The organism is Nocardioides sp. (genome assembly GCF_036405735.1).
Classification (GTDB): Bacteria; Actinomycetota; Actinomycetes; order Propionibacteriales; family Nocardioidaceae; genus Nocardioides.
The window spans coordinates 26,210-52,939 of record NZ_DASWXC010000010.1 but is presented as its reverse complement, the minus strand read 5'-3'; the positions used below and the strand labels follow the sequence as shown (position 1 = coordinate 52,939).

The window sequence follows — 26,730 nt, the reverse complement described above, 5'->3', positions numbered from 1 at the left end:
CGGCCACCGTCGATGTCGGCGCGCTGGCCACCGCCGCGGGCACCACCCTCGCGCTGGCCGCGGTCGCCGGCGCCGCGGCGACGCTCGCCGCGCTCCCGGTGGTCTGGCTCGCGGTGCGCCATCGCGGCCGGCTGTCCACCGTCGTCGAGCGCGCCGCGTTCACGACCAGCGCCCTGCCCGGCATCGTCGTCGCGCTCGCCCTGGTCACCGTCTCGATCCGCTGGCTGCCCGGGCTCTACCAGACCGTGCCGGTGCTGGTGGCGGGCTACGTCGTGCTCTTCCTGCCTCGCGCGCTGGTGAGCGTGCGGGCGACCCTCGAGCTCGCACCCCAACGGCTCGAGGAGACGGCCGAGTCGCTCGGCTGCACGCCCGCGACCGCCGTACTGCGAGTGACCGTGCCGCTGCTGGTGCCCGGGCTCGCGACCTCGGTCGCCCTGGTCTCGCTCGCCGTCGCCACGGAGCTGACCGCGACGCTGCTGCTGGCGCCGCTCGGCACCACGACCCTGGCCACCGAGTTCTGGTCCGAGGCGTCCGCCGTCGCCTACGGCGCGGCCGCGCCGTACGCCGTCGCGATGGTGCTGCTGTCGATCCCGGCGACCTGGCTGCTGGGCCGGCTGGCGACGGGAGGCCGGGCATGACCACGGTGACCGAGCCGGCGCTGGAGGTGGCCGGCCTGACCGCGTCGTACGGCGCCCGGCCGGTGCTCCGCGACGTCTCCCTGCGGGTCGAGAGCGGCGTCACCGCGGTGCTGGGCCACTCCGGCTGCGGCAAGACCACGCTGCTCCGGGTGGTGGCGGGGTTCCTCACTCCCGACGCCGGCACGGTCGCGATCGCCGGCCGCACGGTGGTCGGTGCCGGTCGGGCCGTGCCGCCCCGACGGCGGGGCATCGGCTACGTGCCCCAGGAGGGCGCGCTCTTCCCGCACCTCGACGTCGCGGGCAACATCGGCTTCGGCCTGCGCCGGGAGGAGCGGTCGGCCCGGGTGACTGAGCTGCTCGACCTCGTCGAGCTGCCGCGTGGTCTCGCCGACCGGCAGCCCCACCAGCTCTCCGGCGGCCAGCAGCAGCGCGTCGCGCTCGCCCGCGCGCTGGCTCCGAAGCCCGGACTGGTGTTGCTCGACGAACCGTTCTCCTCGCTCGACGCCGGACTGCGCGAGGAGACCGGACGTGCGGTCGTGCGGGCGCTGCGGGCCAGCGGCGCCGCCGCGGTGCTGGTCACGCACGACCAGGGTGAGGCGCTCTCGCTGGCCGACCAGGTCGCCGTGCTCGCGGACGGTGTGCTGCTGCAGGCGGGCACGCCGGCCGAGCTCAGCAGCGACCCGGTGCCGGCGGTCGCCGACTTCCTCGGCCACGCCACGCTGCTGGTCGGTGAGGTCGTCGCGAGCGGCGAGGACGGGACGCTGCAGGTCCGGCTGCCGTCGGGAGACGTGGTCGGTGCCCGGCTCACGGGCGAGGCGGCCGCGACGCTCGGCGACCGGGTCCGGCTGCGGATCCCCGGGTCCGCCGTCGCGTTCCCCGATCCGGTGGGCGCCCCGGTCGACGTCCCCGTTGACGCCGAGGTGCTGCCGTGACCAGCACGCCCCTGCAGGGCGGGACCCGGCCCGACGTCGGCCACCTGCTGCTGCGCGGCGCACCCGAGGCCGTGGCGCTGGTCACCGAGGACCGCACGCTCAGCTACGCCGAGCTGGAGGAGGCCGTCGCGCAGCGGACCGAGAGGCTGGGTGGTGCGCGCCGCCTGGTGATGCTCGAGGCGTCCAACGACGTCGACAGCGTCGTCACCTACCTCGCTGCGCTGGCCGGTCGTCATCCGGTGATCCTGGTCGGTCCGGGTGACGCCACGCGGCACGGCGACCTGGTGGAGCGCTACCGCCCCGGGGTGATCGCCCGCGGTGACCGCCTGGAGGAGTGCCCGGGCGACGGCGAGGGTGTCGGCGCGCTGCACCCAGACCTCGCCGTCCTGCTCTCGACCTCCGGCTCGACCGGCTCCCCGAAGCTGGTCCGGCTCAGCCGGGACAACCTCGTCGCCAACGCGGCCAGCATCGCCGACTACCTCGGGCTGCGGCCGACCGACCGCGCGATGACCTCCCTGCCGCTGCACTACTGCTACGGCCTGTCAGTGCTCAACAGCCACCTGCTGACCGGCGCCGCCGTCGTGCTGACCGGTCACTCGGTCGCCGACGAATGCTTCTGGCAGCTCTTCGACCGGGCCCGGGCGACGTCGTTTGCGGGAGTGCCCTACACCTTCGACCTGCTCGACGCCTCCGGGTTCGAGCGGCGCCGGCTGCCGAGTCTCCGGCTGGTGACCCAGGCCGGCGGCCGGATGGCGCCCGAGCAGGTCCGCCGTCACGCGCGGCTGGGCCGTGAGCGGGGCTGGGACCTCTTCGTCATGTACGGCCAGACCGAGGCGACCGCCCGGATGGCCTACCTGCCGCCGGACCTGGCCGAGGACCGGCCGGAGGCGATCGGCGTGCCGATCCCCGGCGGCTCCTTCCGGCTCGACCCCGTCCCGGGCCTGCCCGAGGACCTGGGGGAGCTGGTCTACAGCGGTCCCAACGTGATGATGGGGTACGCCGCGGGGCCGCTCGATCTGGCCCGCGGTCCCGAGCTCGGCGAGCTGCGCACCGGTGACCTCGCGCGCCAGTGCGACGACGGCCTGTGGGAGATCACCGGCCGGCTGAGCCGGTTCGGCAAGGTCTTCGGACTGCGCCTGGACCTGGACCGGCTCGAGGAGCAGGCCGGACCCGGCGTACGCCTGGTGGCGCCCGGCTCCTCGCTGCACGCCTTCACCGACAGCGAGCGCGTCGCCCGCGAGCTGCGCGGCCGGGTCGCCCGGCTGGCCGCGGTCCCGGCCGCCGCGGTGCAGGTCCACGTCGTCGACGAGCTGGCCCGCACGGCCAACGGCAAGGTCGACTACGCGGCGCTGGGCCGGCACGCCACCGCGGCCGAGGAGGTCGCGGCGTCGACGCCCGCGCCCGCCGATGGTGGGGCGAGCCCCGCGGCGCTGCGCGACCTCTACGCCGTCCTGCTCGGTCGGCCAGAAGCGCGCGTCGAGGACACGTTCGTCACCCTCGGTGGCGACTCGCTCTCGTTCGTCGAGGTCTCCATGCGGCTGGCCGACCGGCTCGGTGAGCTCCCCGCCGGCTGGCAGCACCTGACGATCGCCGAGCTCGCCGAACGGGCCGGGCCGCGCCGCCGGTGGACGACACCGGTCGAGCTGCCGGCCCTGCTGCGGGCGGTCGCGATCATGATGGTGCTCCTCACCCACACCGACATCGTGCAGGTCCCGGGCGGCGCGCACCTGCTGCTCGCGCTCGTCGGCTACAACCTGGCACGGTTCGTCCTTCCGCAGCAGCACCGGCGCGTACGTCGGCTGCTCGGCGCCCTCGCCGCCGTCGCCGTCCCGTCCGCCCTGTGGATCGGCGGCGCCGCGCTGGTGACCGGCGACTACCGGCCCACCACGGCGTTGCTGCTCAACGGCGTCGTCGGGACCGACCGGTGGTCGCCGGACTGGCAGTTCTGGTTCCTCGAGGCGGTGGTCTGGGGCTGCGCCGGACTCGCCGCGCTGCTCGCCGTGCCGAGGCTGGGACGTGCGCAGCGAGCCCACCCGTTCGGGTTCGCGCTCGCCGTGACCGTGGCTGCGCTGACGGCGCGTTACGCGTGGGTCGGCGTGGAGGCCGGCCCGGTGGAGCGCTACAGCGTCGGGCCCGTGCTGTGGTGCGTCGCGCTGGGCTGGGTGGCCTACGAGGCACGCAGCCGCTGGCAGCGCGCCACCGTGGCCGCACTCGCGCTGACGGCCGGGCTCGGCTTCTTCGGCGACCTGCAGCGCGAGCTCACCGTGGTGGCCGCCGTCGTGCTCCTGCTGGCCGTGCGGACCGTCACCGTGCCGCGGCTGCTCGCGACGCCGCTGCGCGTCGTCGGCGCCGCCTCGCTGTGGATCTACCTCACCCACTGGCAGGTCTACCCGGGCCTGGAGGGGGCCGGCCATCCCTACCTCGCGGTCGCGGCCTCGCTGCTGGTCGGGATCGCGGCCGAGCGCGCCTGGACCACCGGCTCGCGGGCGCTGAGGTCCTTCCGGCGCGGCCTGGACGGCCGGGGGCCTCAGCCCAGCGCGTCGCCGGCCTCGCCGCGGACCCGGCGCAGCACCCGCATCGACCCGAGCGCCTCGACCTCCTCGAAGGCGCCGGAGGCCAGCGCGGGAAGGTAGATCAGCTCGTACGGCGGCCGGCCGCCGTCGGCAGGGTCGGGGAAGACGTCGTGGACGACCAGCAGGCCGTCGTACGCCACCCAGGGAGCCCAGCCCGCGAAGTCCTCGCGCGCCGGCTGCTCGCCGTGGCCCCCGTCGATGAACAGCAGTGACAGCGGGGTGCGCCAGTGCGCGCTGACGGTGCCGCTGCGGCCGACGACCGCCACGACGTGCTCCTCCAGCCCGGCGGCGGCGATGGTGCGGCGGAAGAACGGCAGGGTGTCGATCCGGCCCAGGTCGGGGTCGACGAGGGTGGTGTCGTGGTGCTCCCAGCCGGCCTGGTTCTCCTCCGACCCGCGGTGGTGGTCGACCGTGAACACGACCGCACCGGGCTCGCCGGCCTCGCGGGCGGCGGCGCCGAGGTAGACGGCGCTCTTGCCGCAGTAGGTGCCGACCTCGAGCACCGGCCCGTGCGGCAGCCGCTGCAGGGCGTGGCGGAACAGCAGCGCGCCCTCCTCGGGCGGCATGAAGCCCTTCGCCGCCAGGGCGTGCTCGAGCAGGTCGGCCGGCATCTGCGTCACGAGGGGCAACCCTACGGGTGCCGGCTGGTGCGACGGGGTGCGACGGGGTACGACGGAGTCCAGACCTCGGCCGTTTCGTGCACACGGTGACGACGATGTCCTAGTCTGCGCGCATGACCTCACGACCGCGTGCTCGCACGAGCCGCCCGGCCGCCGTCACCGCCGTCGCCACTGACGTCGCTCTCGACCTGCAGGTGCGCGACCACTGATCGGTTCCCCCACAGACGCACGGCGTCCCCTGGGCCGGTGGGCTGGGGGACGCCGTGTCCATTTCCGCCCGATCGGCGACCAATTGCCGGTCCGTTTTCCCGTCCCAGCCATCCCGGAAAAGGGTGAAGGCCCCGACCTGCTGGCGGGGCCTTCTCCTGGTGGGCGATACTGGGTTCGAACCAGTGACCTCTTCGGTGTGAACGAAGCGCGCTACCACTGCGCCAATCGCCCGCTGTGGTGCGCCGAAAGGCTAGCGCATCCACGCCGAGGACTCACATCGGGGCCAGCAGAACGAAAAAATCACGACCTTCGTCACGGATCGTCTCGGCGTCCGTCTCGTTAACAGGGTAAGCACCGACGAGGAGACACCGATGACCAACCACAGGAAGCACACCCAGCAACCTGAGCTCGCCCGTGACATCACGCTGTGGTGTCTGGACCCGTGGGGTCGCCTGGTCGAGGTCGAGACCACCTTGCGCTACCGCACCGACGACCCGTACGCCGTCTCGCTGCTGTTCCACTCCAGCGCCGGCGACGTCGAGTGGGTGGTGTCGCGGACCCTGCTCCTCCAGGGGCTCGCGGCGCCGGCGGGGGAGGGCGACGTCAAGGTCTGGCCGGGCCTGGGCGAGGACGGGGACGGAGTGGCGGTCCTCGACTTCAGCTCGCCCGACGGCCGGCTGGTCGCGGAGACCGACGCCCACGAGCTCCAGGCGTTCCTGGGTCAGACCTTCGCCGCGGTCCCGGTCGGCACCGAGGGCCGCCATCTCGACCTCGACGGCCTCGTCGCCGCTCTCCTGGCCTCCTGATCAGCCCGGCTCAGCGGCCCAGGAGCTCCGGCTCGCGGGCGCGCCAGGCCTGCTGGGCCGCTCGGGTGATGGGCCCGCACGGCAGCTCGCGGTCGTTCCAGCGCGCCACCGGCTGCACGTCGCGGGTGGTCGAGACCAAGAAGACCTCGCTGGCCCGGTCGACGACCTCGATGGGCTCGTCGACCTCGGTGGCGCCGTACCACTCCAGCACCAAGGCCCGCGTCACGCCGGCCAGGCAGCCGCTGGCCAACGTCGGGGTCCGCAGCTCGCCGTCGACGACGTAGAAGACGTTGGTCCCGGTGCCCTCGCACAGGCGACCCTGGGTGTTGGCGAAGATCGCCTCGCTGGCACCCCGCCGCTGCGCCTCCGCGAGGGCGATGACGTTCTCGGCGTACGAGGTGGTCTTCAGCCCGGCCAGCGCGCCCCGTTCGTTGCGGGGCCAAGGGACCGTCACGACCGCGACGCTGTCGGCGGCGGGAGCCATCGGGCCGGCCGCGACGATGACGGTGGGAGCGGCGTCGCCCCGGCCCGACCCCATCGGCGCCGGTCCGGCGGTCACGGTGATGCGGATCCGGCCCAGCGGCAGGCGCTGTCCCGCCAGGACGGCGGCCACGCCGTCGCGCAGCAGCTCGTCGGCCACCGGCCCGATCCCGAGGCCGGCGGCCGAGCGGTGCAGCCGGTCCAGATGGCGCGTCAGCGCGAACGGCTGCCCGTCGACGACCTTGACGGCCTCGAAGACCGCGTCGCCGACGGTGAGGCCGTGGTCGTCGGCCCGGACCGCCGGGGTCGTCGGGTCGGGCAGGAGGTCGCCGTTGATCCAGGTGAGCATGGCGGCAACCCTAGGCAACCCTCGGCGGCGTGCCGCGCTGTGTCGGGCCGAATCACACCGTTGTGTCTCACTGCGACACCCCGGATTTGGCACGGTCTGGGGTCTCCGCTAATGTTCTCGTCGTTGCCCGGACCGGGAAGCCGGTCGGGGAAGCAAGCGGACGTAGCTCAGTTGGTAGAGCGCAACCTTGCCAAGGTTGAGGTCGCGAGTTCGAGCCTCGTCGTCCGCTCTGAGGGGCACAAGCAGGATCCTTCCGGCCTGTGTCTGGCCTCCACGGTGGGTTGGCCGAGAGGCGAGGCAACGGACTGCAAATCCGTGTACACGGGTTCAAATCCCGTACCCACCTCCACCCCCACCACAACTCAAGACCCGGGCGATTGGCGCAGCGGTAGCGCGCTTCCTTGACACGGAAGAGGTCACTGGTTCAAACCCAGTATCGCCCACCAGCGCAGAGCGGCCCCCGGCATCGTCGGGGGCCGTTCGCGTTCTGCTGGTGCGACGACGGTGCGAGGTCCGGAGAGGTGGAGGCATGGCTCAGGGACGCCAGGCGGTGCGGCTCAGCGACGAGGAGGTGACCGCCTTCCTCGCCGACAGCATGAAGGTGCAGGTGGCCACGGTGGGGGCCGACGGCGCCCCGCACCTCACCACCTTGTTCTACGTGCTCGACGAGGGGCGGATCGCCTTCTGGACCTATGGCGCGTCCCAGAAGGTCGCGAACCTGCGCCGTGACCCGCGAATCAGCTGCCTGGTCGAGGACGGCGAGGACTACTTCGAGCTGCGGGGCGTGAGCATCCAGGGCACCGCGACGCTGGTCGAGGAGTACGACGAGGTCAAGGCGCTCGGCGCCCGCGTCAGCGCACGCATGGCCGGTGACACGCCGCTCGACGAGGACGGCCGCAGGTTCCTCGACGACATCGTCAGCGGGCAGGCCCGCAAGCGCGTCGGCGTCATCGTCGAGCCGGTCCGGGTGACCAGCTGGGACCACCGCAAGCTGGGCGCGCTGCCCGGCCAGTCGGACCGCTGATTCCGGGGATGCCCCCGCCCGGACCGGCCACCCGCCGCCGCGTCTGATGCTGACCGGCGTCGCGGCGCTGCAGGGGCGCCGGCTCGGCGTACGTCACGCCACGCTGTTCCGCGCCTACGACTTCCACGCCCCGCCGCCCATCGCCGTGGAGGCGATGCGGTTGGCCGAGGAGGGCTGAGCGTCTCAGGCCGGGCGTCCGCGCAGCTTGCGCAGCTGGGGGAGCAGGTTGTCGCGACGCGTCTCGCGCAGCCAGCCGTTGGGCAGCGCCAGGCGCACGACCTTATGCCAGGCGGACCCGACCTGGGCGACCAGCGGTCGGGCGCAGTAGGGGAGGCCGTAGTCGGCGAAGACCGCGCGGACCCGCGGCGCGATCTCGGCGTAGCGGTTGCTCGGCAGGTCGGGGAAGAGGTGGTGCTCGATCTGGTGGGAGAGGTTGCCGGTCATCAGGTGCATCGCCTTGGACCCCGAGATGTTCGCCGACCCGAGCATCTGGCGCAGGTACCAGTCCCCGCGGCTCTCGGTCGGGTCGAGCTCGTCGAGCTCGAAGACCTCGACGCCCTCGGGGAAGTGACCGCACATGATCACCGAGTGCGACCACACGTTGCGGACCAGGTTGGCGGTGGCGTTCGCCGTCGCCGTCGAGCGCCAGCCGCGGCCGGAGAGCGCCGGCCAGACGACGTACTCCTTGGCGAGCTGCTGGGCGACCTTGCGCAGCGTCCGCAACGCCTCCCGCCTCTTCTCCGGAGACATCGGGCGCCGGTTGCGGAGGTGGTCGCCGAGGTCGAGGTCGTACATCGCGATGCCCCACTCGAAGATGCAGGCGGTGAGCAGGTTCCAGACCGGCTGCACCAGGTAGCGCGGCCGCCACTCCTGGGCCTCGTCCACGCGCATGATCCCGTAGCCGAGGTCGTTGTCGTGACCGACGATGTTGGTGAAGGTGTGGTGCACCTCGTTGTGGGCGCGCTTCCACTGCTCCGGCGGCGAGGCGTGGTCCCAGTCCCAGGTGCTGGAGTGGATCTTCGGGTCGCGCATCCAGTCCCACTGGCCGTGCAGGACGTTGTGGCCGATCTCCATGTTGTCGAGGATCTTCGCCACCGCGAGGCCGGTCGTGCCGAGCAGCCATGCCGCCTTGTGGCGACTGCCGAGAAGCACGACCCGACTGCCGACCTCGAGGGCCCGCTGCACCGTGATGACACGACGGATGTACGCCGCGTCGCGTGCGCCGCGACTGTCGAGGACCTCCTGCCGGATCGCGTCCAGCCGGCGGCCGAGCTCCCTCACCTCGGCGGTCGTCAGGCCGCCGGGGCGGGCCGGTCCTGTGGCGTGGGCGGGCTGTTGCGGAGGTGCGGTGTGCGTGGTCACGCCGCCCGGTACCCACCGGCGGACATCGGGGTCCGCGTCGGAGGTCGTGGTTCGCGGGCCCGCCGGGAACTCGCCGACCGGCCGCCGGGGGCGCATACTGGGGTCGATGACAACCTCAGCGCCCCGGCGCCGCCACCTCGCCAGCAGTCCCTTCCAGGCCGACCCCGAGCCGGTCATCCTGCAGTTCGAGGTCGACGAGATGGTCTCGCACGACTCCTACGGCATGGGGCGCGTCGTGAGCGTCGAGGCACAGGCCGTGACGGTCGACTTCCGCCCGCAGCTCATCCGCATCGCCAGCCCGTTCGCGAGGCTCGCCAAGCTCTGAGCGGGCCGTCTCGGCGTGGGGCCGCGAGCTCGGTCGCACGGGCCAACGGGCACCATGGTGGTGTGGGAACCCCAGAGGACGTGTCGGCCGACGCCGCGCCGGCTCGGCTGCCACGCGCGCTGATCGACTCCTTCCAGGGCAGCTTCGACTTCTCGCCGCTGCCGCCCGCGGACGCGGCCACCACCGCAGAGGAGGAGCAGGAGGCGCGCGGCTTCCGCGACGTGCTGGGCCGGTTCTGCTCCGGGGTGACGGTCGTGACCGCGATGACGGGGGCGGGCCCGGTGGGGCTGACCTGCCAGTCGTTCTCGTCGGTCTCGCTCCGGCCGCCACTGGTCATGTTCGTCCCCGCGCGGACGTCGCGGGCCTGGCCGCTGATCCAGGACGCCGGCCACTTCACCGTCAACCTGCTCTCCGCCCGGCAGGAGGCGGTCTCGAACCAGTTCGCGCGCACCGGCGCCGACAAGTACGCCGGAGTGGACTGGTCGTCCTCGGCACTGGGCGATCCGCAGCTGACCGGCAGCCTCGCGTGGATCGACTGCACCATCGAGGCCGTCCACGAGGCCGGTGACCACTACCTCGTCGTCGGCCGGGTGCAGGAACTCACCGTCGGCGACGCCGACGACCCGCTGGTCTTCTTCAGGAGCGCGTACCGCAGCCTCGGCTGACCCGCCCGGCGGTGAACCGCTTCGGGGTGTCGCCGCTACAAGCCAGCCGCAAGCCCGTCGCAAGCCCGGGCCGGCAACGTAGGTCGCGCCGGTCCCGGCCGCGGACCATCCCCAACCCGAAGAGAGAACCTCATGCCCAAGCGTTGGCTCACGCGCGCGCTGATCGCGCTGGTCGTTCCCGCCACCCTCGCCGCCCCCGCCCTCACGACCTCCGCCACCGCAGCGGTCAACGGACCGGGCGTCCCGACCGTGGCCCAGGTCGCGACCGTCTACCCGCACTTCGCCGGCGGCACGTCCTCGGAGAGCACCAGCAAGGTGCTCGGCCCCGGCAAGAAGTGCAAGCCCGGCAAGCCGATCAAGGGCGCGAGCGCCCGCACCGCGTCGTACTCGGCTCCGGTCAACTACGAGGACCCGACCTCCTACCTGATGACGGGTGCCCGGCCGGGCGTCTTCGTCTCCGCGATGCGGTTCCCGACCGCGAAGGCCGCGATCAAGTACCTGCACTCCTCCTCGGCCTCGACCAAGAAGTGCCCGGTCGCGACGCCGACGATCGACGGCCAGAAGGTGAAGGCCAAGATCAAGCCGATCCGCTTCAAGCTCGGCAACGAGCGCTGGGGCTACCAGACCACCGCCACGTACTCGGGTCAGACCGTCATCGGGAACACGCTCTTCGTGCGCTCGGGCAAGTTCGTCGTCTACGCCAGCGCGATGTCGATGGACGGCACGGCGCCCTCCATCCCGCAGTCGATCCAGCTGACGAAGCTGGCGCTGAGCGCGGTGCGCTGAGCCCGCGACTCACCACCCGCACCGAGACCCCGTACGGACGCCCTGCCTCCGTGCGGGGTCTCGGGCATTTGCCGCAACGGCAACGACGCTGGGCGTCCAGCGCGCGCCGCGGCACGCTGGTGGCATGAGCCGACACGACGCGCAGGAGATGTTCGAGCCCGACGCCTGGGAGGAGCGGTACGCCGGCGAGGAGCCGATCTGGAGCGGCAACCCCAACGCCCAGCTGGTCGTCGAGGTGTCCGAGCTGACGCCCGGGGCCGCGCTGGATGTGGGCTGCGGCGAGGGCGGCGACGTGATCTGGCTGGCTCAGCAGGGCTGGCGCGTCACGGGCGCCGACTTCTCGGCCAACGGCCTGGCCAGGGCCGCCCGGCACGCGGAGCAGGCAGGTGTCGGCGATCGCGTCGACTGGTGGCAGGTCGACGCCCGCACGTTCGCGGCCGACGGCCGGCGCTACGACCTGGTCACCACGCACTTCCTGCACCCGCCGGACGGCGGCATGGTCGACGTCACGCGCCGGCTGGCGCAGGCGGTGGCGCCGGGCGGGCATCTCCTCGTCGTCGGCCACGCACCCTCGGACACCTTCACCCACCTGAGCGAGAGCCACCGCCGCGCGATGTTCCTCGCCGAGGAGCTGCTGCCGGGGCTCCCGGAGGACTTCGAGGTGCTCGCGGCCGAGCAGCGGCCGCGGACGATGGTGCGCGACGGCGCCAGCGTCGACGTCCACGACTCGACGCTGCACGCGCGCCGTCGCGGCGCCAACCCACGAGCGTAGGTGGTGGCGCGAGGGCTACGATCGCGCCCGTGACCAAGGCATGGGAGCAGTTCGTCGACGACCCCTCGATCATCGCGGCCCGCATCAACGGGCAGCTCAAGGACCTCGCGACCGAGGTGGCGGACGGTGACGTCGTCGAGGGCGTCGCCATCGACAGCCCCGACGGCCGCGACATCCTGCGCCACTCCACCGCGCACGTGATGGCGCAGGCGGTGCAGCAGCTGTTCCCCGAGGCCAAGCTCGGGATCGGGCCGCCGGTCCAGGACGGCTTCTACTACGACTTCGACGTGCCGACGCCGTTCGTGCCCGAGGACCTCGCCAAGATCGAGTCCTTGATGAAGAAGATCATCAAGGCCAACCAGAAGTTCTCCCGGCGCGTCACCACCGACGACGACGCCCGCGTCGAGCTCGCCGACGAGCCCTACAAGCTCGAGCTGATCGGGCTGAAGGGCTCGGCGGCGGATGCCGCCGAGGGCGCCTCCGCCGAGGTGGGCGCCGGCGAGCTGACGATCTACGACACCCTCGACCGCAACGGCGAGGTGGCGTGGAAGGACCTCTGCCGCGGCCCGCACCTCCCGACGACGAAGCGGATCCCCGCCTTCAAGCTGATGCGCAGCGCGGCGGCGTACTGGCGCGGCGACGAGAAGAACAAGCAGCTCCAGCGCATCTACGGCACCGCCTGGGAGTCCGCCGAGGCCCTCGAGCAGCACCTGCACCGCATCGAGGAGGCCGAGCGGCGCGACCACCGCAAGCTCGGTCGCGAGCTGGACCTGTTCTCCTTCCCCGACGAGCTCGGCTCCGGCCTCGCGGTCTTCCACCCCAAGGGCGGCGTCATCAAGCGCGAGATGGAGGACTACGTCCGCCGGCGCCACATCGAGGAGGGCTTCTCGTACGTCGGCACGCCGCACATCAGCAAGGACGGCCTGTTCCACACCTCGGGCCACCTGCCCTACTACGCCGACACGATGTTCCCGCCGATGGAGCTGGAGGGTGCGAAGTACCAGCTCAAGGCGATGAGCTGCCCGATGCACAACCTGATCTACTCCAGCCGCGGTCGCTCCTACCGGGAGCTCCCGCTGCGCCTGTTCGAGTTCGGCACCGTCTACCGCTACGAGAAGTCCGGCGTCGTCCACGGCCTGACCCGCGTCCGCGGCCTGACGCAGGACGACAGCCACTCCTACGTGACCCCGGAGCAGGCGCCGGCCGAGATCAAGCACCTGCTCGACTTCGTGTTGGGCGTCCTCAAGGACTTCGGCCTCGACGACTTCTACCTGGAGCTGTCGACGCGCGACCCCGAGAGCGACAAGTTCATCGGCACCGACGAGCAGTGGGAGACCGCGACCATGATTCTGGAGCAGGTCGCCACCGACTCCGGCCTCGAGCTCGTCCCCGACCCGGGTGGCGCGGCGTTCTACGGGCCGAAGATCTCGGTGCAGGCGCGCGACGCGATCGGCCGCACCTGGCAGATGTCGACGATCCAGTACGACTTCAACCAGCCCGAGCGGTTCGGCCTGGAGTACGTCGCCCCCGACGGCTCCAAGCAGCAGCCGGTGATGATCCACTCCGCCAAGTTCGGCTCGATCGAGCGCTTCCTCGGGGTGCTCGTGGAGCACTACGCCGGCGCCTTCCCGCCGTGGCTGGCTCCCGTCCAGGTCGTGGCGATCCCCGTCGCCGAACGGCATGCGGACTACCTCGACGAGGTGGCCGCACGGCTCACGAAGGCCGGCATCCGGGTCGAGGTGGACCACTCCGACGACCGCATGCAGAAGAAGATCCGTAACGCGCAGTTGCAGAAAATCCCTTTCATGCTCATCGCTGGGGACGATGATGTGGCTGCCGGTGCGGTCTCCTTCCGCTACCGCGACGGACGCCAGGACAACGGCGTCTCCGTCGAGGACGCGGTGGCGCGGGTCGTGTCGGCCGTGGAGACCCACGTGCAGGTGTGAGGCCAGATCGCTGGCCGGGCGGCGGGGTGCGAAATAATTGTGACGCCACGTCGCGCTAACTCTTGTAAGTGGGACAGCCGTCCTAGTAACGTGGGTCACGTCCTTACGTTCAACGTCGAGAGGTGAGCGACATGACCGCCGTTCAGCCCGAGAAGAAGCACCGCGAGCACGGGCAGTCCCAGCAGGCCCAGGCCGGGCAGCACGTGCCGCAGGGCAGGCAGGACTACTACGACACCCTGCGCACGCTCTCCCAGGCCTCGGTCGACCAGCACTTCGACGCCTTCAAGGACATCGCCTGGGACGACCCGGCGATGGCCGTCTTCCTCGACGACGACCGGTTCATCCTCAACGACGCCGACGAGATCGGCCGGCACCCCTGGTACAAGGCGCTGCCCCGCCAGCGGCAGATCGAGATCGGCATGTACCGCTACGCGCAGATCGCCAAGGTGGGCCGCCAGTTCGAGCAGGTGCTCGTCGCCGGCGTCATGCAGCGGCTGATCTGGATGGAGGACAACAACCCGGAGTTCCGCTACGCCACCCACGAGGTGACCGAGGAGACTCACCACACCCAGATGTTCCAGGAGGCCGTGAACCGGTTCGCCGAGGTCACGGGGGTCCAGGTCGCCGGGGCGTCGACGCCGTTCAAGCTGATCGTTCCCTTGATCACCTCCGCCGGCGCGTGGTTCCCCGAGGCCTTCTTCGTCGGCATCCTCGCCGGCGAGGAGCCCATCGACCACCTGCAGAAGAGCGTCATGCGGGCGGGCGGCAGCCACCCGCTGATCGACCGCATCATGCAGATCCACATCGCCGAGGAGGCGCGCCACATCGGGTTCGCGCACCAGTACCTCGAGCACCACGTGCCGAGGCTCGACCCGGTGCGCAAGCACATCCTCGCCGTGCTGTACCCGATCATCATGCGCGGCCTGTGCGACGTGATCATGGTCCCCAGCAAGCAGGCCCGGCGCGACATGGGCATTCCCGACCAGGTCGCCAAGGAGATCTGGTGGGACTCGCCGGACTCGCGCAAGACGCTGCGCGACATGTTCACCGACGTCCGCATGCTCGCCGACGACCTCGGCCTGCGGAACCCCGTCACCAAGCTGATCTGGAAGGCCGTGGGCATCGACGGCAAGCCGGCCCGTTTCCGGGGCGAGCCGGCCTCCGCCACGCACTGACCGTCAGCAGTCCCGTCCGCCACCGCGTCCGCGCGTCACCTAGATAGCCGCCTACGTGCCTCACGTCGTCATCCAGTCCTGCTGCTCGGACGGTTCCTGCGTCCTGGCCTGCCCGGTCAACTGCATCCACCCGGCCCCCGGCGAGCCCGGCTTCGCCGAGGCCGAGATGCTCTACGTCGACGCCAACTACTGCGTCGACTGCGGGGCCTGCACCACGGCGTGCCCGGCTGACGCGATCGTGCCCCATACGACGCTGACGCCGGCCCAGCAGCCGTTCCTCGCGCTCAACGCCGAGTACTACCAGGTCTTCCCGCACGCCGACCGGACGCCGTTGGCGCTGGTCCCACCGCAGCGCCGGCTGCTCAACGAGGGCCCCTTCCGGGTCGCCGTCGTCGGCGCCGGCCCGGCCGGCATGTACGCCGCGGACGAGCTGCTGACCCACCCGGAGATCACGGTCGACGTCTACGACCGGCTGCCCACGCCGTACGGCCTGGTGCGCTTCGGCGTCGCTCCCGATCACCCGCACACCAAGCAGGTGCAGAAGCTCTTCAAGGAGATCGAGCGGCAGCCCGGCTTCCGCTACTTCCTCGGGGTGGAGGTCGGCAAGGACATCCTCCACGCCGAGCTGGCGGCGCACTACCACGCGGTGATCTACACCGTCGGCGCTGCCGCCGACCGGCCGCTGGCCGTGCCCGGCGAGGACCTGGTCGGCTCGCTGTCGGCCACCGACTTCGTCGCCTGGTACAACGGCCATCCGGACAAGCAGGACCTGTTCATCCCGCTCGACACGGTGGCGTCGGGGCGCGTCGTGGTGGTCGGCAACGGCAACGTCGCCCTCGACGTGGCGCGACTGCTGACCGAGGACGTCGCCCACCTGGAGTCCACCGACATCGCCACGCTGCCGCTGGAGCGGCTGCGGCGCAGCTCCGTGCGCGAGGTGGTCGTGCTCGGCCGGCGCGGCCCGGCCGAGGCCGCCTTCACCGTGCCCGAGCTCGTGGGCCTGGCCGGCCACGACGACATCAACGTCGTCGTGGACACCGGTGGCGTCCCGATCACCGGGGAGGACACCAAGTCCCGTCTCCTGCGTGACCTCGCCGAGAAGCCGTTCGACCCTGCGAAGCGCACCATCGTGCTCCGCTTCCTCGCCTCACCGATCCGGGTGCTCGGGGACGAGCGGGTCACCGGGGTCGAGGTGTCGCGCAACCGGCTCGAGGTGGACGAGAACGGCACCACGCGCGCCGTGGCCACCGGCGAGACCGAGGTCATCGAGGCCGGGATCGTGCTCCGTGCGGTCGGCTACAAGGGACTGCCGGTCGCCGACCTCCCGTACGACGCGGCGCGGGGCGTCGTGCCGAACGAGAACGGCCGAGTCTCGCGCGGGGTGTACGTCTCGGGCTGGGTCAAGCGCGGGCCGAACGGCTTCATCGGGACCAACAAGACCGACTCCGAGCAGACGGTGGAGCAGGTGCTCGACGACCTGGACAAGGGCGACTACGCCGAGCCCGCCGGCAACGCCGCGACCATCGCTGCGATGGTCCGCAGGCGCCAGCCGGAGGTCGTCGACCTGGCGGGCTGGCAGGCCATCGAGCGCGAGGAGCGCCGGCGAGGACAGGACTCGGGTCGTCCCCGGGTCAAGATCGTCGACGTCGAGGAGATGCGGCGGATCGCCCGGGAGCAGCGAACCGGCGCGCTCTACTCGCCGACCCGACTGGTGCGCAACGTCAGCAGGCTCCGGGTCCGGGCGTGACATGACCGCCGGGGGGCAGGGCGACGGGCGTCAGGCGCGCTGGCGGCAGCACAACTCCGAGCGGCGGCGCCAGATCATCGCCGCGGCCATCGCCGTGGTGGAGGACGGCGAGCCCGGCGCCGAGGTCAACGTCGCCCGGATCGCCGAGCGAGCCGGCCTCAACCGGTCGGTGATCTACCGGCACTTCGCCGACCGGGCCGACCTCGACCGAGCCGTGCAGGCCCAGATCCTCGAGGACGTCTGGCAGCAGCTCGTGCCGTCGCTGGCCCTCGACGGCACGGTGCCGGACGTGATCCGGCGGGCGGTCGGCACCTACGTCCGCTGGGCGGTCGACCACCCGGCCCTGCACCGCCTCGCCGACCACGAGCGGGACGGCGAGCACGGCGGCGGTCCGTTGGAGCAGGGACTGGCGCGCATCGCGCACCAGGTCCGCGAGGTGATCGCGCTCGGCCTGGAGGTCCTCGGTGGCGTCACCGACGGGCAGCTGGCCGACGTGCTCGACCCGCTGGTGCACGGCGTCGTGGGCGGCGTGTTCTCCTCGGTGCGCAACTGGCTCTTCCAGCCGGACCGTAGGCTGAGTCCCGAGATGCTCATCGAACTCGTCAGCCAGTCGGTGTGGTTCGTGGTCGACGGCCACGCCCGCTCCTTCGGCGTCACCATCGATCCCGCGCAGCCCATCCAGGACATCGTCCCCGTGGTCCCCGGAGCCGGTCTGTGACCGACCCCGTCGCGACCCACGTGCAGGACGGCGTGGGGGAGCCCGACGCGCTCGAGCGGCTCTGGACGCCGTACCGGATGGCCTACATCCGCGGGGAGAGCAAGCCGGAGGACCCGAGCGAGGAGCAGTGCCCCTTCTGCCGGATCCCCGGTCTCGACGACGCCGACGGGCTCGTCGTCCATCGCGGGGAGCTCGCCTTCGTGGTGCTCAACCTCTACCCGTACTCCGCGGGTCACCTCATGGTCTGCCCCTACCGTCACGTCGCGGAGTACGTCGACACGACCGATGCTGAGGCCGTCGAGATGGCCGAGCTGACCAAGACCGCGCTCCGTGTGCTGCGGTCGGTGTCGGGGGCGCCGGGGTTCAACATCGGCATGAACCAGGGCGTCGCCGGCGGTGCCGGGATCGCCGCGCACCTGCACCAGCATGTCGTGCCGCGCTGGGTCGGCGACGCCAACTTCATGCCGATCATCGGTCGCACCAAGACGCTGCCCGAGCTGCTCGGTGACACCCGGGACCTGTTGGCCCGGGCCTGGCCGGCATGACCCGCGTTCCCGACCCCGCGGACGTCACGCTCGCCGGCGAGCTGGTCCGCGCCGCCGGCCGGCTCGCTCTGCGCATGCGACACGAGGGCGTCGAGACCGAGACCAAGACCTCGCTCACCGACGTCGTCACCGCCGCCGACCGGGCGGCGGAGGAGATCGTCGTGCGCCGGCTCGCGAGCGAGCGGCCGGCCGACGGAGTCCTGGGTGAGGAAGGTGCCTCGTCGCCCGGCACCAGCGGCCGCACCTGGGTGATCGACCCGGTCGACGGCACCTACAACTTCGTCCAGGGCCTGTCGTGGTGGTGCTCCGCCCTGGCCCTCACCGACGGCGAGGACCTGCTGCTCGGGGCGATCTACCACCCGGCCGACGACGCGCTCTACGTCGGCGGCCCGGGGCTGCCCTCGACCCGCAACGGCGTCCCGATCGAGCCGATCGCGGACCGTCCGCTGAGCGAGTCGTGCCTGACGACGTACCTCCACCCGCCGTTCTTCGGCGACGCGGTCGGTGACGCGTTCACCACGGTGGCCTCGCGCGCCGCCACCCTGCGGATGCTGGGCTCGGGCTCCATGGACCTCACGGCGGTGGCTCAGGGCCGGCTCCACGCCAGCTGTCAGCACTCGGTGCCGCCGTGGGACCGGCTGCCGGGTGCCGCGCTGGTCCTCGGTGCGGGCGGTACGGCCCGAGAGGTGGCGGCCGCGGGCCGGACCTGGGCCGTCGCCGGAGCGCCGACAGCCGTTGATGAGATCTGCGCCGCGCTGACCCGCTAGCCTGACGCCACCATGTTGGACAGGTTCAAGGCGTTCTGGCAGGGCGTCGTCCTCGCGCCCGTCGTGACCCTTCTCATCAAGCTCAAGGTCAGCCCGGACGCGGTGACCCTCGTCGGCACCGTCGGCGTGTGCGTCGGGGCGCTGGTGTTCTTCCCGCAGGGCCGCCTGCTGACCGGGGTCCTGTTCATCACCGCGTTCGTCTTCAGCGACCTGGTCGACGGGGCGATGGCACGCCGTCAGGGGCGCAGCTCCTCCTTCGGCGCCTTCCTCGACTCCACCCTGGACCGCATCGGCGACGGGGCCATCTTCGGCGGCCTCGCGCTGTACTTCGCCGGGCCGGGCGACAGCCGGCTCTATCTGGTGCTCGCCCTGGTGTGCACCGTCATGGGATCGGTGACGTCCTACGCCCGTGCCCGTGCGGAGGCACTCGGCTTCCAGGCGCAGGTCGGCATCGCCGAGCGCGCCGACCGGCTCGTCACCGTGCTGGTGCTCACCGGACTCTCGGCGATCTTCGACTTCCCGCCGCTGATGTACGCCGCCCTGTGGGTGCTCGCGATCGCCAGCACGGTGACGGTCGGACAGCGGATCTGGGTGGTGCGCCAGCAGGCGCTCGCCCAGCAGGCCGGGTAAAACCTGGTCCACGGACGGCCCCCGTGGCGTCGGGCCCGCGCGAGCGGACCTAGCATGAAACCCATGAGCAGCACCGGACCCCAGGCCAGCACCGACACCAGCACCAGCATCGACACCGGCATCGAGCACACGGCCGCCGGCCCCATCGTCGGCAGCAGCCGTGTGAAGCGGGGCATGGCCGAGATGCTCAAGGGCGGCGTCATCATGGACGTCGTCACGCCCGAGCAGGCGCGCATCGCCGAGGACGCCGGCGCGGTCGCCGTCATGGCGCTGGAGCGGGTTCCCGCCGACATCCGCGCCCAGGGCGGCGTCTCGCGGATGAGCGACCCCGACATGATCGACGGCATCATCGAGGCGGTCTCGATCCCGGTGATGGCCAAGGCCCGCATCGGCCACTTCGCCGAGGCCCAGGTGCTGCAGTCGCTCGGTGTCGACTACATCGACGAGTCCGAGGTGCTGACCCCGGCCGACTACGAGAACCACATCGACAAGTGGGCGTTCACCGTGCCGTTCGTCTGCGGTGCCACGAACCTCGGCGAGGCGCTGCGCCGGATCACCGAGGGCGCGGCGATGATCCGCTCCAAGGGCGAGGCCGGCACCGGCGACGTCTCGAACGCGGTCGGCCACATGCGCACGATCCGCAAGGAGATCCGGCGTCTCGGCTCGCTCTCGGAGGACGAGCTGTACGTCGCGGCGAAGGAGCTGCAGGCGCCGTACGAGCTGGTCCGCGAGGTCGCCGCCAACGGCAAGCTGCCCGTCGTGCTGTTCACCGCCGGTGGCATCGCCACCCCGGCCGACGCCGCGATGATGATGCAGCTCGGCGCCGAGGGCGTCTTCGTCGGTTCCGGCATCTTCAAGTCCGGTGACCCGGCCCGGCGGGCCGAGGCGATCGTCAAGGCGACCACCTTCCACGACGACCCCGACATGGTCGCCAAGGTCTCCCGCGGCCTCGGCGAGGCGATGGTCGGCATCAATGTCGAGGAGCTGCCCCAGCCGCACCGGCTGGCCGAGCGCGGCTGGTAACGAGCGCCCCTCGGCGAACGCCGTTCGTCCACAGTTTGTCGTCAAGTCATCTACAAACCCTGAGAAGTCGCGACCTCGCCGACCCCCGGTGGTGGAGAGTCCGCGTGGGGCGTCGGGCCATGGCCCCACGCGCCTAGTGACTTCCAAGGGGGGAAGGCATGAACAAGGCAACGAAGGGGGCGCTGGCCGCACTGGCGGCCGGCACGCTGATGCTCGGTGGCGCCGGGACGCTGGCGTTCTGGACCGGCACCGGCACGATCGCCGGAGCGACGATCAACTCCGGCAGCATCACCATGGACACGCCGGTCTGCGACGACGCGACGAGCGCCGGGACCCACGAGTGGGAGTTCTCCGGCGGAATCCATGACGGCGAGGTCTTCGACCCGGCCAGCCACACGGTCGTGCCGGGCGACACCATCGTGAAGGTCTGCGATGTCACGCTCACGACGGTCGGCACCAACATCAAGGTCCAGCTCGGTGTCAGTACGCCGGACCTGACCGATGCGACCACCACGCTCGACGACGAGCTCGTCCCGACGGCCGTTTGGAAGGACACGTCCGACAACTCGACCGTGGTCGACGGTGTCACGACCGTGGACGGGGCGGCCTCGAAGACCTACCGCGCGACGGTGACGGTGGTCTTCGACTTCGTGGCCGCCACGAACGACTCGCAGACCGGGGTCGCCCTGCTCGACGACGTCACGCTCACCGCGACGCAGCTCGACCCGAACGTCTAGTCCCATGGCCGTCATGACCGGGGGGAATGACGCCGCAGTCGAGGAGAAGCCCCGCCGGCGTACGCGCGGGGCTGTCTCCTGGCTCGGCCAGGTCGTGTCCTGGCTCGTCGTGCTGTCGATCGGCGCGCTGCTCCTCGTCACGCTGGTCGTGCCCCGCCTCGCCGGGGCCACCACCTACGTCGTGGAGACCGGCTCCATGCGCCCGGAGCTGCCGCCGGGCACGCTGGTCGCCGTACGGCAGGTGGACCCGTCGACGATCGCCGCCGGCGACGTCATCACCTACCAGCTCCGCTCGGGCGACCCCACCGTGGTGACGCACCGCGTGCTCTCGGTGGGCTACGACGGTGCGGGCGACGTGCGTTGGCAGACCAAGGGCGATGCGAACAGCGCCGCCGACCGGGCCTGGGTGCTGCCGGAGCAGGTGCGGGGCCGGCTCTGGTACGCCGTGCCGTACGTCGGCTACGCGACGTCATCGGTCTCGCCGGCGCAGCGCCGCGTCCTGGTCGGGCTGATCGCGGTGGGCCTGGCCGGCTACGCCCTCGCCCAGTGGGTCGGGGCCGTTCGCGACCGTCGGCGCAAGCGGCCGGTGGAGGGCGGAGCAGGGTCATGACCTCGCCGGGCACACGGCGGTCCCGCGGCCTCGTCGTCCTGCTGACGACGCTGGCGCTGGGAGCCGCACTGGTGGGCCCGTCCGAGGCCGCACCACGCCGCTGGTCGAAGGTCGCCGTGAGCCACGACGGCCACCACTGGCAGCGGAACCTCACGGGGCCGCTGTTCGACAGCCGGATGGTCTGGGTGCCGGGCGACACCGCGACGCACAGCTTCTACGTGAAGAACCGCGGCGAGGGGCAGGCGCGGCTGTCGGTCCGCCTCGCGATGGACGACCGGCACACCTTGGTACGGGCGGGCGATCTCCGCTTCTTCGTGAAGACGCGCCAGCGCTGGGTCCGGATCGCCCGGCCACGGGGCCGGTGGATGTTCAACGTCCGGCTCCGGCCCGGCGGTGTGAAGCGGGTCTGGGTGCGGGTGCAGCTGCATCCACAGGCAGGAAACTCGACGATGCGTCGACAGCAGCCGTTCAACCTGCGGGTGCGGCTGCGATCGACGCGGCACTGAACGGCGCACGGGGGGACGAGCGACCATGGGGACGAAGGCGAGGCGGGCGGTGCGCCCGGCGCGGCGCGGGTTCCTGCGCCATGCCCTCGTGTCCGTCCGGATCCGGGCCGCGCTGGGGCTCGGTGTGGTGCTCTCGGCGTGCGTCACCGGCACCTTCGCCCACTGGTCGGACGCGACGGCGGTCAGCGGCACGACCTTCACGGCCGCCACCATCGACCTGAAGGTCAACGGCAGCGATGCGGTCACCGGCTACACCACGCTCAGCATCTCCACCATGGTCCCGGGCAACTCGGTCGCCGGCGTGCTCACCGTCACGAACGCCGGGACCGCGGCACTGAAGTACACCGCTGGCTCGACGGCCACCGACGCCGACGGCAAGAACCTCCGGGGCAGCCTCGTCGTCAAGGTCACCGGTGACGCGACCGTCACCGGGACATCGCCGTTCGCCACCTGCGCCGGCAGCGCGCTGCCCGGCTCGCAGACCACCCTGAACGGGCCGTTGCTCGCGACCGGGCGTCAGCTGGCCGCAGGCGCCAGCGAGACCGTGTGTGTCCAGGTGACGCTCGACGCGAACGCGTCCACGACCCTCCAGGGCGCGGTCTCGAATGTCGTCCTCACGTTCACCGGCACCTCGGACCTCTCGTGACCGGCCGGTCGTCCCGTCTCGCGACGGGCGTGCGACAGACCGTCCTCACCGTGGGGGCGGTCGCCGGGCTGCTGTGCATCGTCGTCACCCTCGCGGCGCTGCTGTTCGGGCTGCGGCCGCTGGTCTTCATGTCGGGGTCGATGTCGCCGACGATCGGCACCGGCGCGCTGGCGATCTCCCACCAGGTCCCCGCCCGGGACCTGGAGCGCGGCCAGATCGTCTCCGTCCCCACTCCCGCCGGGGCCCGGGTCACCCACCGGATCCACGCGGTCGAGCGGGTCCCCGGCGCGGCGATCCTCCGGCTCAAGGGGGACGCCAACAAGGTGGTCGACGCCGCGCCGTACCGCGTGACGCACGCCGACGTCGTGCTGTTCCACCTGCCCTGGGTGGGCTACGCCGTGGGATGGCTGACCAGCCCGGCCGGCATGGCGCTGCTCGGCGCGTACGCCGCCTTCCTGCTCTCCGTGCTGCTGCGCGGTCCGGCAGGCGGTGGACCCTGGCCCGACGAGCGCCGGTCCGACGAGCGCCGTCCGGCGGGAGGCCACCGGCGCCGGGGGAGGACGCCGTGGCGGCGGCGCGCCGGCCGGTCCGGCGCCGTGGTGCCGCTCCTCGTCGTCGCCGCGGTCTCCGGGCTCGTGCTGCAGCACCGGTCGGCCTCCACGCTGGCGTCCTGGACCGACGCGCCCAGCGTCACCGGCACGACCCAGCAGGCATACACGGTCCCGTCCCCGCCTAACACCACCTGCACCGTGGTCCCCGGCACCACCAGCCTGCGCGGGGTCGACCTGACTTGGCCGAGGGTCACGGCCGTCCCGCTGACCTACGACGTCACGGTCAGCGGCGTCACCACGACGCCTCCGACAGCGCCGACCGTGGACAGCTCGCTCGATCCGAACACGCTCAGCGTCCGCTACGACCCGTCCGCGGTGGCGGCCGACGCGATGGTCACCGTGACCGCGGTGGCCCGTCCGACAGGCGTGGCCTCCTGGACGGCCCCACCGACGACCTGGAAGTTCCTGACCGGGCACAACCAGAGCTCGCAGCCGGTGTGTCAGGAGATCGATCCGCCCGTGCTGACGGTGACGGCTCCGACCAGCACCAGCACCACGGTGTCGGCGATGCAGACGGCGGTCAGCACGGCGTGCACGAAGAAGCGGATCACCTGCGGCACCGTCTCCGACGCGTCGGGGGGCGTCGTAGTGCAGTTCCGGCTGCAGAAGGACGCCCAGTGCTGGCAGGACACGACCACGTCCTACACCGGCGACTGCACGAGCTGGCAGCCGTCGATCGCCGCGGGCACGGCCTGGTTCAACACGGCCAGCAGCAACAACCTCGCCGACCGCGCCTACCCGTCGGCCGGCGCGTACACGCTGACGGTGCGCGCGACCGACTCGTGGGGCAACGTCAGCACGATCGTCCGCAGCTTCACCCTGACCGCCGGCTAGGGAGGCGCCTGCGCCTACGATCCCGTCGTGACCAGCTCCGCGACCATCGGTGTCTTCGCGCTCCAGGGCGACGTGCGCGAGCACGTGCGCATGCTCGGCGAGCTCGGCGTGGGGGTGCGGACCGTACGACGTCCCTCCGAGCTCGACGGGTGTCAGGGGCTCGTCATCCCCGGCGGGGAGTCGACCACGATGGCCAAGCTGGCGCGCACCTTCGAGCTGTTCGACCCGATCCGTCAGCGGATCGAGGACGGCATGCCGGTCTTCGGCACCTGCGCCGGGATGATCATGCTCGCGGACCGGATCCTGGGCGGGGCCGAGGGGCAGGAGACCTTCGGCGGCCTCGACGTCACCGTGCGCCGCAACGCCTTCGGGCGACAGGTCGACTCCTTCGAGAAGGAGCTCGTCGTCGCGGGGATCGACGACCCGGTCCACGCGGTGTTCATCCGCGCTCCCTGGGTCGAGGAGGTGGGTGCAGGGGTCGAGGTGCTCGCCGAGGCAGCCGACCACCCCGTCGCCGTACGGCAGGGGCACCTGCTCGCCACCTCCTTCCATCCCGAGGTCGAGGGGGACGGGCGCCTCCATCGGCTGTTCCTGGACCTGGTGCACGGCTGAGCCTCCCGCGGCGGCGGTAGGATCGGCCGCCGACCGAGCGAGTAGAAGAGGACCCCATGTCTGGCCACTCCAAGTGGGCGACCACGAAGCACAAGAAGGCCGCCATCGACGCCAAGCGCGGCAAGCTGTTCGCGAAGCTCATCAAGAGCATCGAGATCGCCGCGCGGCTGGGCGGGCCCGACCCGACGGGCAACCCCACGCTCTACGACGCCATCCAGAAGGCGAAGAAGCAGTCGGTCCCGAACGACAACATCGACCGCGCGGTCAAGCGCGGCGGCGGCCTGGAGGCCGGCGGCGCGGAGTACCAGACCATCATGTACGAGGTCTACGGCCCGCAAGGCGTCGCGCTCCTCGTCGAGTGCCTCACCGACAACAAGAACCGTGCCGCCATGGAGGTCCGCACCGCCGTGACGCGCAACGGCGGGACGATGGCCGACCCGGGCTCGGTCTCCCGGCTCTTCAACCGCAAGGGCGTCGTCGTCGTCGCCAAGGAGCAGGAGGGCAGGAGCGTCTCGGAGGATGACGTCCTCGAGGCGACCCTGGACGCGGGCGCGGAGGAGGTCAACGATCTCGGGGAGGCCTTCCAGATCGTCTCCGAGCCGACCGACGTGGTCGCGGTGCGCTCGGCGCTCCAGGAGGCGGGGGTGGACTACGAGTCCGCCGACGTCGAGTTCGTCGCCACGATGGACATCCCGGTCGCCGACGCCGCGACCGCCGCCAAGGTGATGAAGCTCGTCGACGCCGTCGACGACCTCGACGACGTGCAGAACGTCTTCAGCAACGCCGACATCCCCGACGAGGTCCTCGAGGAGCTCGACGCCTAGCAGCCCCCGGCCCGTTCCCGGGGCGTGTCGCTGGCCCGCATCGGTGGCGGTCGGGCTACGGTTGCGTCCGTAGAACAGACGTTCGATCGGAACTGGAGGGGCGCCCCATGCGTGTGCTCGGCATCGACCCGGGCCTGACCCGGTGCGGCATGGGTGTCGTCGAGGGTCAGGCCGGCCGGCCGCTCTCGCTCGTGGACGTCAACGTGCTGCGCACATCGTCCCAGCTGCCGGTGCCGCAGCGACTCGTCACGATCGAGAAGGGCGTCGACGCCTGGATTGAGGAGCACCGGCCCGATGCGGTGGCGATCGAGCGGATCTTCGCCCGCTCCGACGTCTCGACCATCATGGGGACCGCCCAGGCCGCCGGCATCGCGATGGTCTGCGCCGCCCGACGCGGGCTGCCCGTCGCGCTGCACACGCCGTCGGAGGTCAAGGCGGCGGTGTCCGGCAGCGGGCGGGCCGACAAGGCGCAGGTCGGCGCGATGGTGACCCGGATCCTGCGGTTGGACGCGATGCCGAAGCCGGCCGACGCCGCCGACGCGCTGGCGCTGGCCATCACCCATATCTGGCGGGGTGGGGCGCAGGCGCGCCTCGAGGCCGCTGCCGCCGCCGCGACGGCCCGTCTCGCCGCAGGGAGGACCCGATGATCGCCTTCGTCCGTGGCAAGGTCGCGGCCGTGTCGCTGTCCAGCGCCGTCGTGGAGGTCGGTGGGGCTTCCGGATCGATCGGTCTGGAGCTGCTCTGCACCCCGAACACGCTCGCCACCCTGCGCACCGGGCAGGAGGCGGCGCTGCCCACCAGCATGGTCGTGCGGGAGGACTCGTTGACGCTGTTCGGGTTCGCCGACGACGACGAGAAGGCCACCTTCGAGCTGGTGCAGACGGCCTCGGGCGTCGGGCCGAAGCTCGCCCAGGCGATGCTGGCCGTGCTCAGTCCCGACGCGCTGCGCTCGGCGGTCGCCACCGACGACGTGAAGACGCTGACCAAGGTGCCCGGCATCGGGCAGAAGGTCGCCCAGCGCATCATCCTCGAGCTCAGGGACCGGATCGGGTCGCCGACCGCCGCCCGCCTCGCCGACGGCGCTCCGGTGACCACTCCCGCGTGGCGGGACCAGGTCCACCAGGGCCTGGTGGGACTCGGCTACAACGCCAAGGATGCCGAGAAGGCCGTCGACGCCGTCGCCGACGAGGCGGGGCCGATCCCCGACGTGGGGGCGCTGCTGCGAGCCGCTCTCCAGGCGCTGAGCAAGGCCTGAGC

30 protein-coding genes and 4 tRNA genes are annotated in these 26,730 nt (G+C 71.8%); 30 read left to right on the top strand and 4 right to left on the bottom strand.

Annotation, left to right across the window (positions count from 1 at the left end; translation table 11 throughout):
* The 3 genes from VGE38_RS01485 to VGE38_RS01475 form a co-directional block, all read left to right on the top strand.
* The coding region (locus VGE38_RS01485) for an ABC transporter permease subunit (RefSeq protein ID WP_331140754.1) at nucleotides 1-638 on the top strand (638 nt) is incomplete at its 5' end.
* Nucleotides 635-1,570 (top strand): ABC transporter ATP-binding protein, encoded by a 936-nt coding sequence (locus tag VGE38_RS01480; RefSeq protein WP_331140753.1) that lies wholly within the window; start codon nucleotides 635-637, stop codon nucleotides 1,568-1,570. The genes VGE38_RS01485 and VGE38_RS01480, both read left to right, overlap by 4 nt.
* Complete coding sequence (locus VGE38_RS01475) at nucleotides 1,567-4,203, top strand: AMP-binding protein (protein WP_331140752.1); 2,637 nt, start codon at nucleotides 1,567-1,569, stop codon at nucleotides 4,201-4,203. The genes VGE38_RS01480 and VGE38_RS01475 overlap by 4 nt, the downstream gene beginning before the upstream one ends.
* Here the strand turns inward: VGE38_RS01475 and VGE38_RS01470 are convergent.
* Both VGE38_RS01470 and VGE38_RS01465 read right to left on the bottom strand, forming a co-directional pair.
* The gene (locus VGE38_RS01470) at nucleotides 4,098-4,754 is read right to left on the bottom strand and encodes a class I SAM-dependent methyltransferase (protein WP_331140758.1); all 657 of its coding nucleotides are present in this window, start codon (nucleotides 4,752-4,754) and stop codon (nucleotides 4,098-4,100) included. The two genes, VGE38_RS01475 and VGE38_RS01470, sit on opposite strands and share 106 nt — an antisense overlap.
* Before the next feature lie 375 nt (nucleotides 4,755-5,129).
* Nucleotides 5,130-5,204, bottom strand: a tRNA-Val gene (locus VGE38_RS01465).
* 140 nt (nucleotides 5,205-5,344) lie between these two features.
* Here VGE38_RS01465 and VGE38_RS01460 point away from each other — a divergent pair.
* Entirely contained in the window at nucleotides 5,345-5,779 is a 435-nt protein-coding gene (locus tag VGE38_RS01460; protein WP_331140751.1) for an SsgA family sporulation/cell division regulator, read from the top strand.
* Between the two features lie 10 nt (nucleotides 5,780-5,789).
* Here the strand turns inward: VGE38_RS01460 and VGE38_RS01455 are convergent, their stop codons facing one another.
* Nucleotides 5,790-6,608: an aminotransferase class IV gene (locus VGE38_RS01455; RefSeq protein WP_331140750.1), complete on the bottom strand. Its 819-nt coding sequence runs from the start codon at nucleotides 6,606-6,608 to the stop codon at nucleotides 5,790-5,792.
* A gap of 156 nt (nucleotides 6,609-6,764) precedes the next feature.
* On the opposite strand from VGE38_RS01455, the gene VGE38_RS01450 reads away from it, so the two are divergent.
* The 5 genes from VGE38_RS01450 (at nucleotide 6,765) to VGE38_RS01430 (ending at nucleotide 7,810) form a co-directional block, all read left to right on the top strand.
* Nucleotides 6,765-6,837, top strand: a tRNA-Gly gene (locus VGE38_RS01450).
* A gap of 46 nt (nucleotides 6,838-6,883) precedes the next feature.
* Nucleotides 6,884-6,957: transfer RNA gene (locus VGE38_RS01445), tRNA-Cys, on the top strand.
* A gap of 22 nt (nucleotides 6,958-6,979) precedes the next feature.
* Nucleotides 6,980-7,054, top strand: a tRNA-Val gene (locus tag VGE38_RS01440).
* An 83-nt stretch (nucleotides 7,055-7,137) separates the two neighbouring features.
* Nucleotides 7,138-7,632 carry a pyridoxamine 5'-phosphate oxidase family protein gene (locus tag VGE38_RS01435; protein ID WP_331140749.1) on the top strand — a complete coding sequence of 165 codons (495 nt, stop codon included), beginning with the start codon at nucleotides 7,138-7,140 and terminating at the stop codon, nucleotides 7,630-7,632.
* A 46-nt stretch (nucleotides 7,633-7,678) separates the two neighbouring features.
* Nucleotides 7,679-7,810, top strand: a complete 132-nt coding sequence (locus VGE38_RS01430; RefSeq protein ID WP_331140748.1) for a hypothetical protein — start codon at nucleotides 7,679-7,681, stop codon at nucleotides 7,808-7,810.
* A 5-nt stretch (nucleotides 7,811-7,815) separates the two neighbouring features.
* On the opposite strand, the gene VGE38_RS01425 is transcribed toward VGE38_RS01430, so the two are convergent.
* Nucleotides 7,816-8,994, bottom strand: a complete 1,179-nt coding sequence (locus VGE38_RS01425; protein ID WP_524538537.1) for a fatty acid desaturase family protein — start codon at nucleotides 8,992-8,994, stop codon at nucleotides 7,816-7,818.
* 106 nt (nucleotides 8,995-9,100) lie between these two features.
* On the opposite strand from VGE38_RS01425, the gene VGE38_RS01420 reads away from it, so the two are divergent.
* From VGE38_RS01420 to ruvA, 21 genes are all read left to right on the top strand, one after another.
* Nucleotides 9,101-9,319: a hypothetical protein gene (locus VGE38_RS01420; protein ID WP_331140747.1), complete on the top strand. Its 219-nt coding sequence runs from the start codon at nucleotides 9,101-9,103 to the stop codon at nucleotides 9,317-9,319.
* Between the two features lie 62 nt (nucleotides 9,320-9,381).
* Entirely contained in the window at nucleotides 9,382-9,984 is a 603-nt protein-coding gene (locus tag VGE38_RS01415; RefSeq protein WP_331140746.1) for a flavin reductase family protein, read from the top strand.
* Between the two features lie 132 nt (nucleotides 9,985-10,116).
* Nucleotides 10,117-10,770, top strand: coding sequence for a hypothetical protein (locus VGE38_RS01410; protein WP_331140745.1), 654 nt, complete (start codon nucleotides 10,117-10,119; stop codon nucleotides 10,768-10,770).
* A 124-nt stretch (nucleotides 10,771-10,894) separates the two neighbouring features.
* The gene (locus VGE38_RS01405) at nucleotides 10,895-11,542 is read left to right on the top strand and encodes a class I SAM-dependent methyltransferase (RefSeq protein WP_331140744.1); all 648 of its coding nucleotides are present in this window, start codon (nucleotides 10,895-10,897) and stop codon (nucleotides 11,540-11,542) included.
* Between the two features lie 29 nt (nucleotides 11,543-11,571).
* Entirely contained in the window at nucleotides 11,572-13,488 is a 1,917-nt protein-coding gene (gene thrS, locus VGE38_RS01400) for a threonine--tRNA ligase (protein WP_331140743.1), read from the top strand.
* A 131-nt stretch (nucleotides 13,489-13,619) separates the two neighbouring features.
* Nucleotides 13,620-14,663, top strand: a complete 1,044-nt coding sequence (locus VGE38_RS01395) for an AurF N-oxygenase family protein (protein WP_331140742.1) — start codon at nucleotides 13,620-13,622, stop codon at nucleotides 14,661-14,663.
* A 55-nt stretch (nucleotides 14,664-14,718) separates the two neighbouring features.
* Complete coding sequence (locus tag VGE38_RS01390; RefSeq protein WP_331140741.1) at nucleotides 14,719-16,410, top strand: FAD-dependent oxidoreductase; 1,692 nt, start codon at nucleotides 14,719-14,721, stop codon at nucleotides 16,408-16,410.
* A 1-nt stretch (nucleotide 16,411) separates the two neighbouring features.
* Nucleotides 16,412-17,128, top strand: a complete 717-nt coding sequence (locus VGE38_RS01385) for a TetR/AcrR family transcriptional regulator (protein ID WP_331140740.1) — start codon at nucleotides 16,412-16,414, stop codon at nucleotides 17,126-17,128.
* Nucleotides 17,125-17,673, top strand: a complete 549-nt coding sequence (locus VGE38_RS01380) for an HIT family protein (protein ID WP_331140739.1) — start codon at nucleotides 17,125-17,127, stop codon at nucleotides 17,671-17,673. Before VGE38_RS01385 ends, VGE38_RS01380 begins: the two co-directional genes overlap by 4 nt.
* Complete coding sequence (locus VGE38_RS01375; protein ID WP_331140738.1) at nucleotides 17,670-18,440, top strand: inositol monophosphatase family protein; 771 nt, start codon at nucleotides 17,670-17,672, stop codon at nucleotides 18,438-18,440. The genes VGE38_RS01380 and VGE38_RS01375 overlap by 4 nt, the downstream gene beginning before the upstream one ends.
* A gap of 12 nt (nucleotides 18,441-18,452) precedes the next feature.
* Nucleotides 18,453-19,070, top strand: coding sequence for a phosphatidylinositol phosphate synthase (pgsA, locus tag VGE38_RS01370; protein WP_331140737.1), 618 nt, complete (start codon nucleotides 18,453-18,455; stop codon nucleotides 19,068-19,070).
* Nucleotides 19,071-19,244: 174 nt separating this feature from the next.
* Nucleotides 19,245-20,093: a pyridoxal 5'-phosphate synthase lyase subunit PdxS gene (pdxS, locus tag VGE38_RS01365; protein ID WP_331140756.1), complete on the top strand. Its 849-nt coding sequence runs from the start codon at nucleotides 19,245-19,247 to the stop codon at nucleotides 20,091-20,093.
* Between the two features lie 158 nt (nucleotides 20,094-20,251).
* Nucleotides 20,252-20,830, top strand: coding sequence for an alternate-type signal peptide domain-containing protein (locus VGE38_RS01360; protein ID WP_331140736.1), 579 nt, complete (start codon nucleotides 20,252-20,254; stop codon nucleotides 20,828-20,830).
* Nucleotides 20,831-20,843: 13 nt separating this feature from the next.
* Nucleotides 20,844-21,440: a signal peptidase I gene (locus tag VGE38_RS01355; RefSeq protein ID WP_331140735.1), complete on the top strand. Its 597-nt coding sequence runs from the start codon at nucleotides 20,844-20,846 to the stop codon at nucleotides 21,438-21,440.
* Nucleotides 21,437-21,946: a hypothetical protein gene (locus VGE38_RS01350; protein WP_331140734.1), complete on the top strand. Its 510-nt coding sequence runs from the start codon at nucleotides 21,437-21,439 to the stop codon at nucleotides 21,944-21,946. Before VGE38_RS01355 ends, VGE38_RS01350 begins: the two co-directional genes overlap by 4 nt.
* Before the next feature lie 25 nt (nucleotides 21,947-21,971).
* Nucleotides 21,972-22,592, top strand: a complete 621-nt coding sequence (locus tag VGE38_RS01345) for a TasA family protein (RefSeq protein ID WP_331140733.1) — start codon at nucleotides 21,972-21,974, stop codon at nucleotides 22,590-22,592.
* A gap of 29 nt (nucleotides 22,593-22,621) precedes the next feature.
* The gene (locus tag VGE38_RS01340) at nucleotides 22,622-24,037 is read left to right on the top strand and encodes a signal peptidase I (protein WP_331140732.1); all 1,416 of its coding nucleotides are present in this window, start codon (nucleotides 22,622-22,624) and stop codon (nucleotides 24,035-24,037) included.
* A 27-nt stretch (nucleotides 24,038-24,064) separates the two neighbouring features.
* Nucleotides 24,065-24,649 carry a pyridoxal 5'-phosphate synthase glutaminase subunit PdxT gene (gene pdxT / locus VGE38_RS01335; protein ID WP_331140731.1) on the top strand — a complete coding sequence of 195 codons (585 nt, stop codon included), beginning with the start codon at nucleotides 24,065-24,067 and terminating at the stop codon, nucleotides 24,647-24,649.
* Nucleotides 24,650-24,705: 56 nt separating this feature from the next.
* Nucleotides 24,706-25,473: a YebC/PmpR family DNA-binding transcriptional regulator gene (locus VGE38_RS01330; RefSeq protein WP_331140730.1), complete on the top strand. Its 768-nt coding sequence runs from the start codon at nucleotides 24,706-24,708 to the stop codon at nucleotides 25,471-25,473.
* A gap of 107 nt (nucleotides 25,474-25,580) precedes the next feature.
* Nucleotides 25,581-26,120 (top strand): crossover junction endodeoxyribonuclease RuvC, encoded by a 540-nt coding sequence (gene ruvC / locus VGE38_RS01325; protein ID WP_331140729.1) that lies wholly within the window; start codon nucleotides 25,581-25,583, stop codon nucleotides 26,118-26,120.
* Nucleotides 26,117-26,728, top strand: a complete 612-nt coding sequence (gene ruvA / locus VGE38_RS01320; protein ID WP_331140728.1) for a Holliday junction branch migration protein RuvA — start codon at nucleotides 26,117-26,119, stop codon at nucleotides 26,726-26,728. Before ruvC ends, ruvA begins: the two co-directional genes overlap by 4 nt.
* The last annotated feature ends 2 nt before the right edge of the window (nucleotides 26,729-26,730 follow it).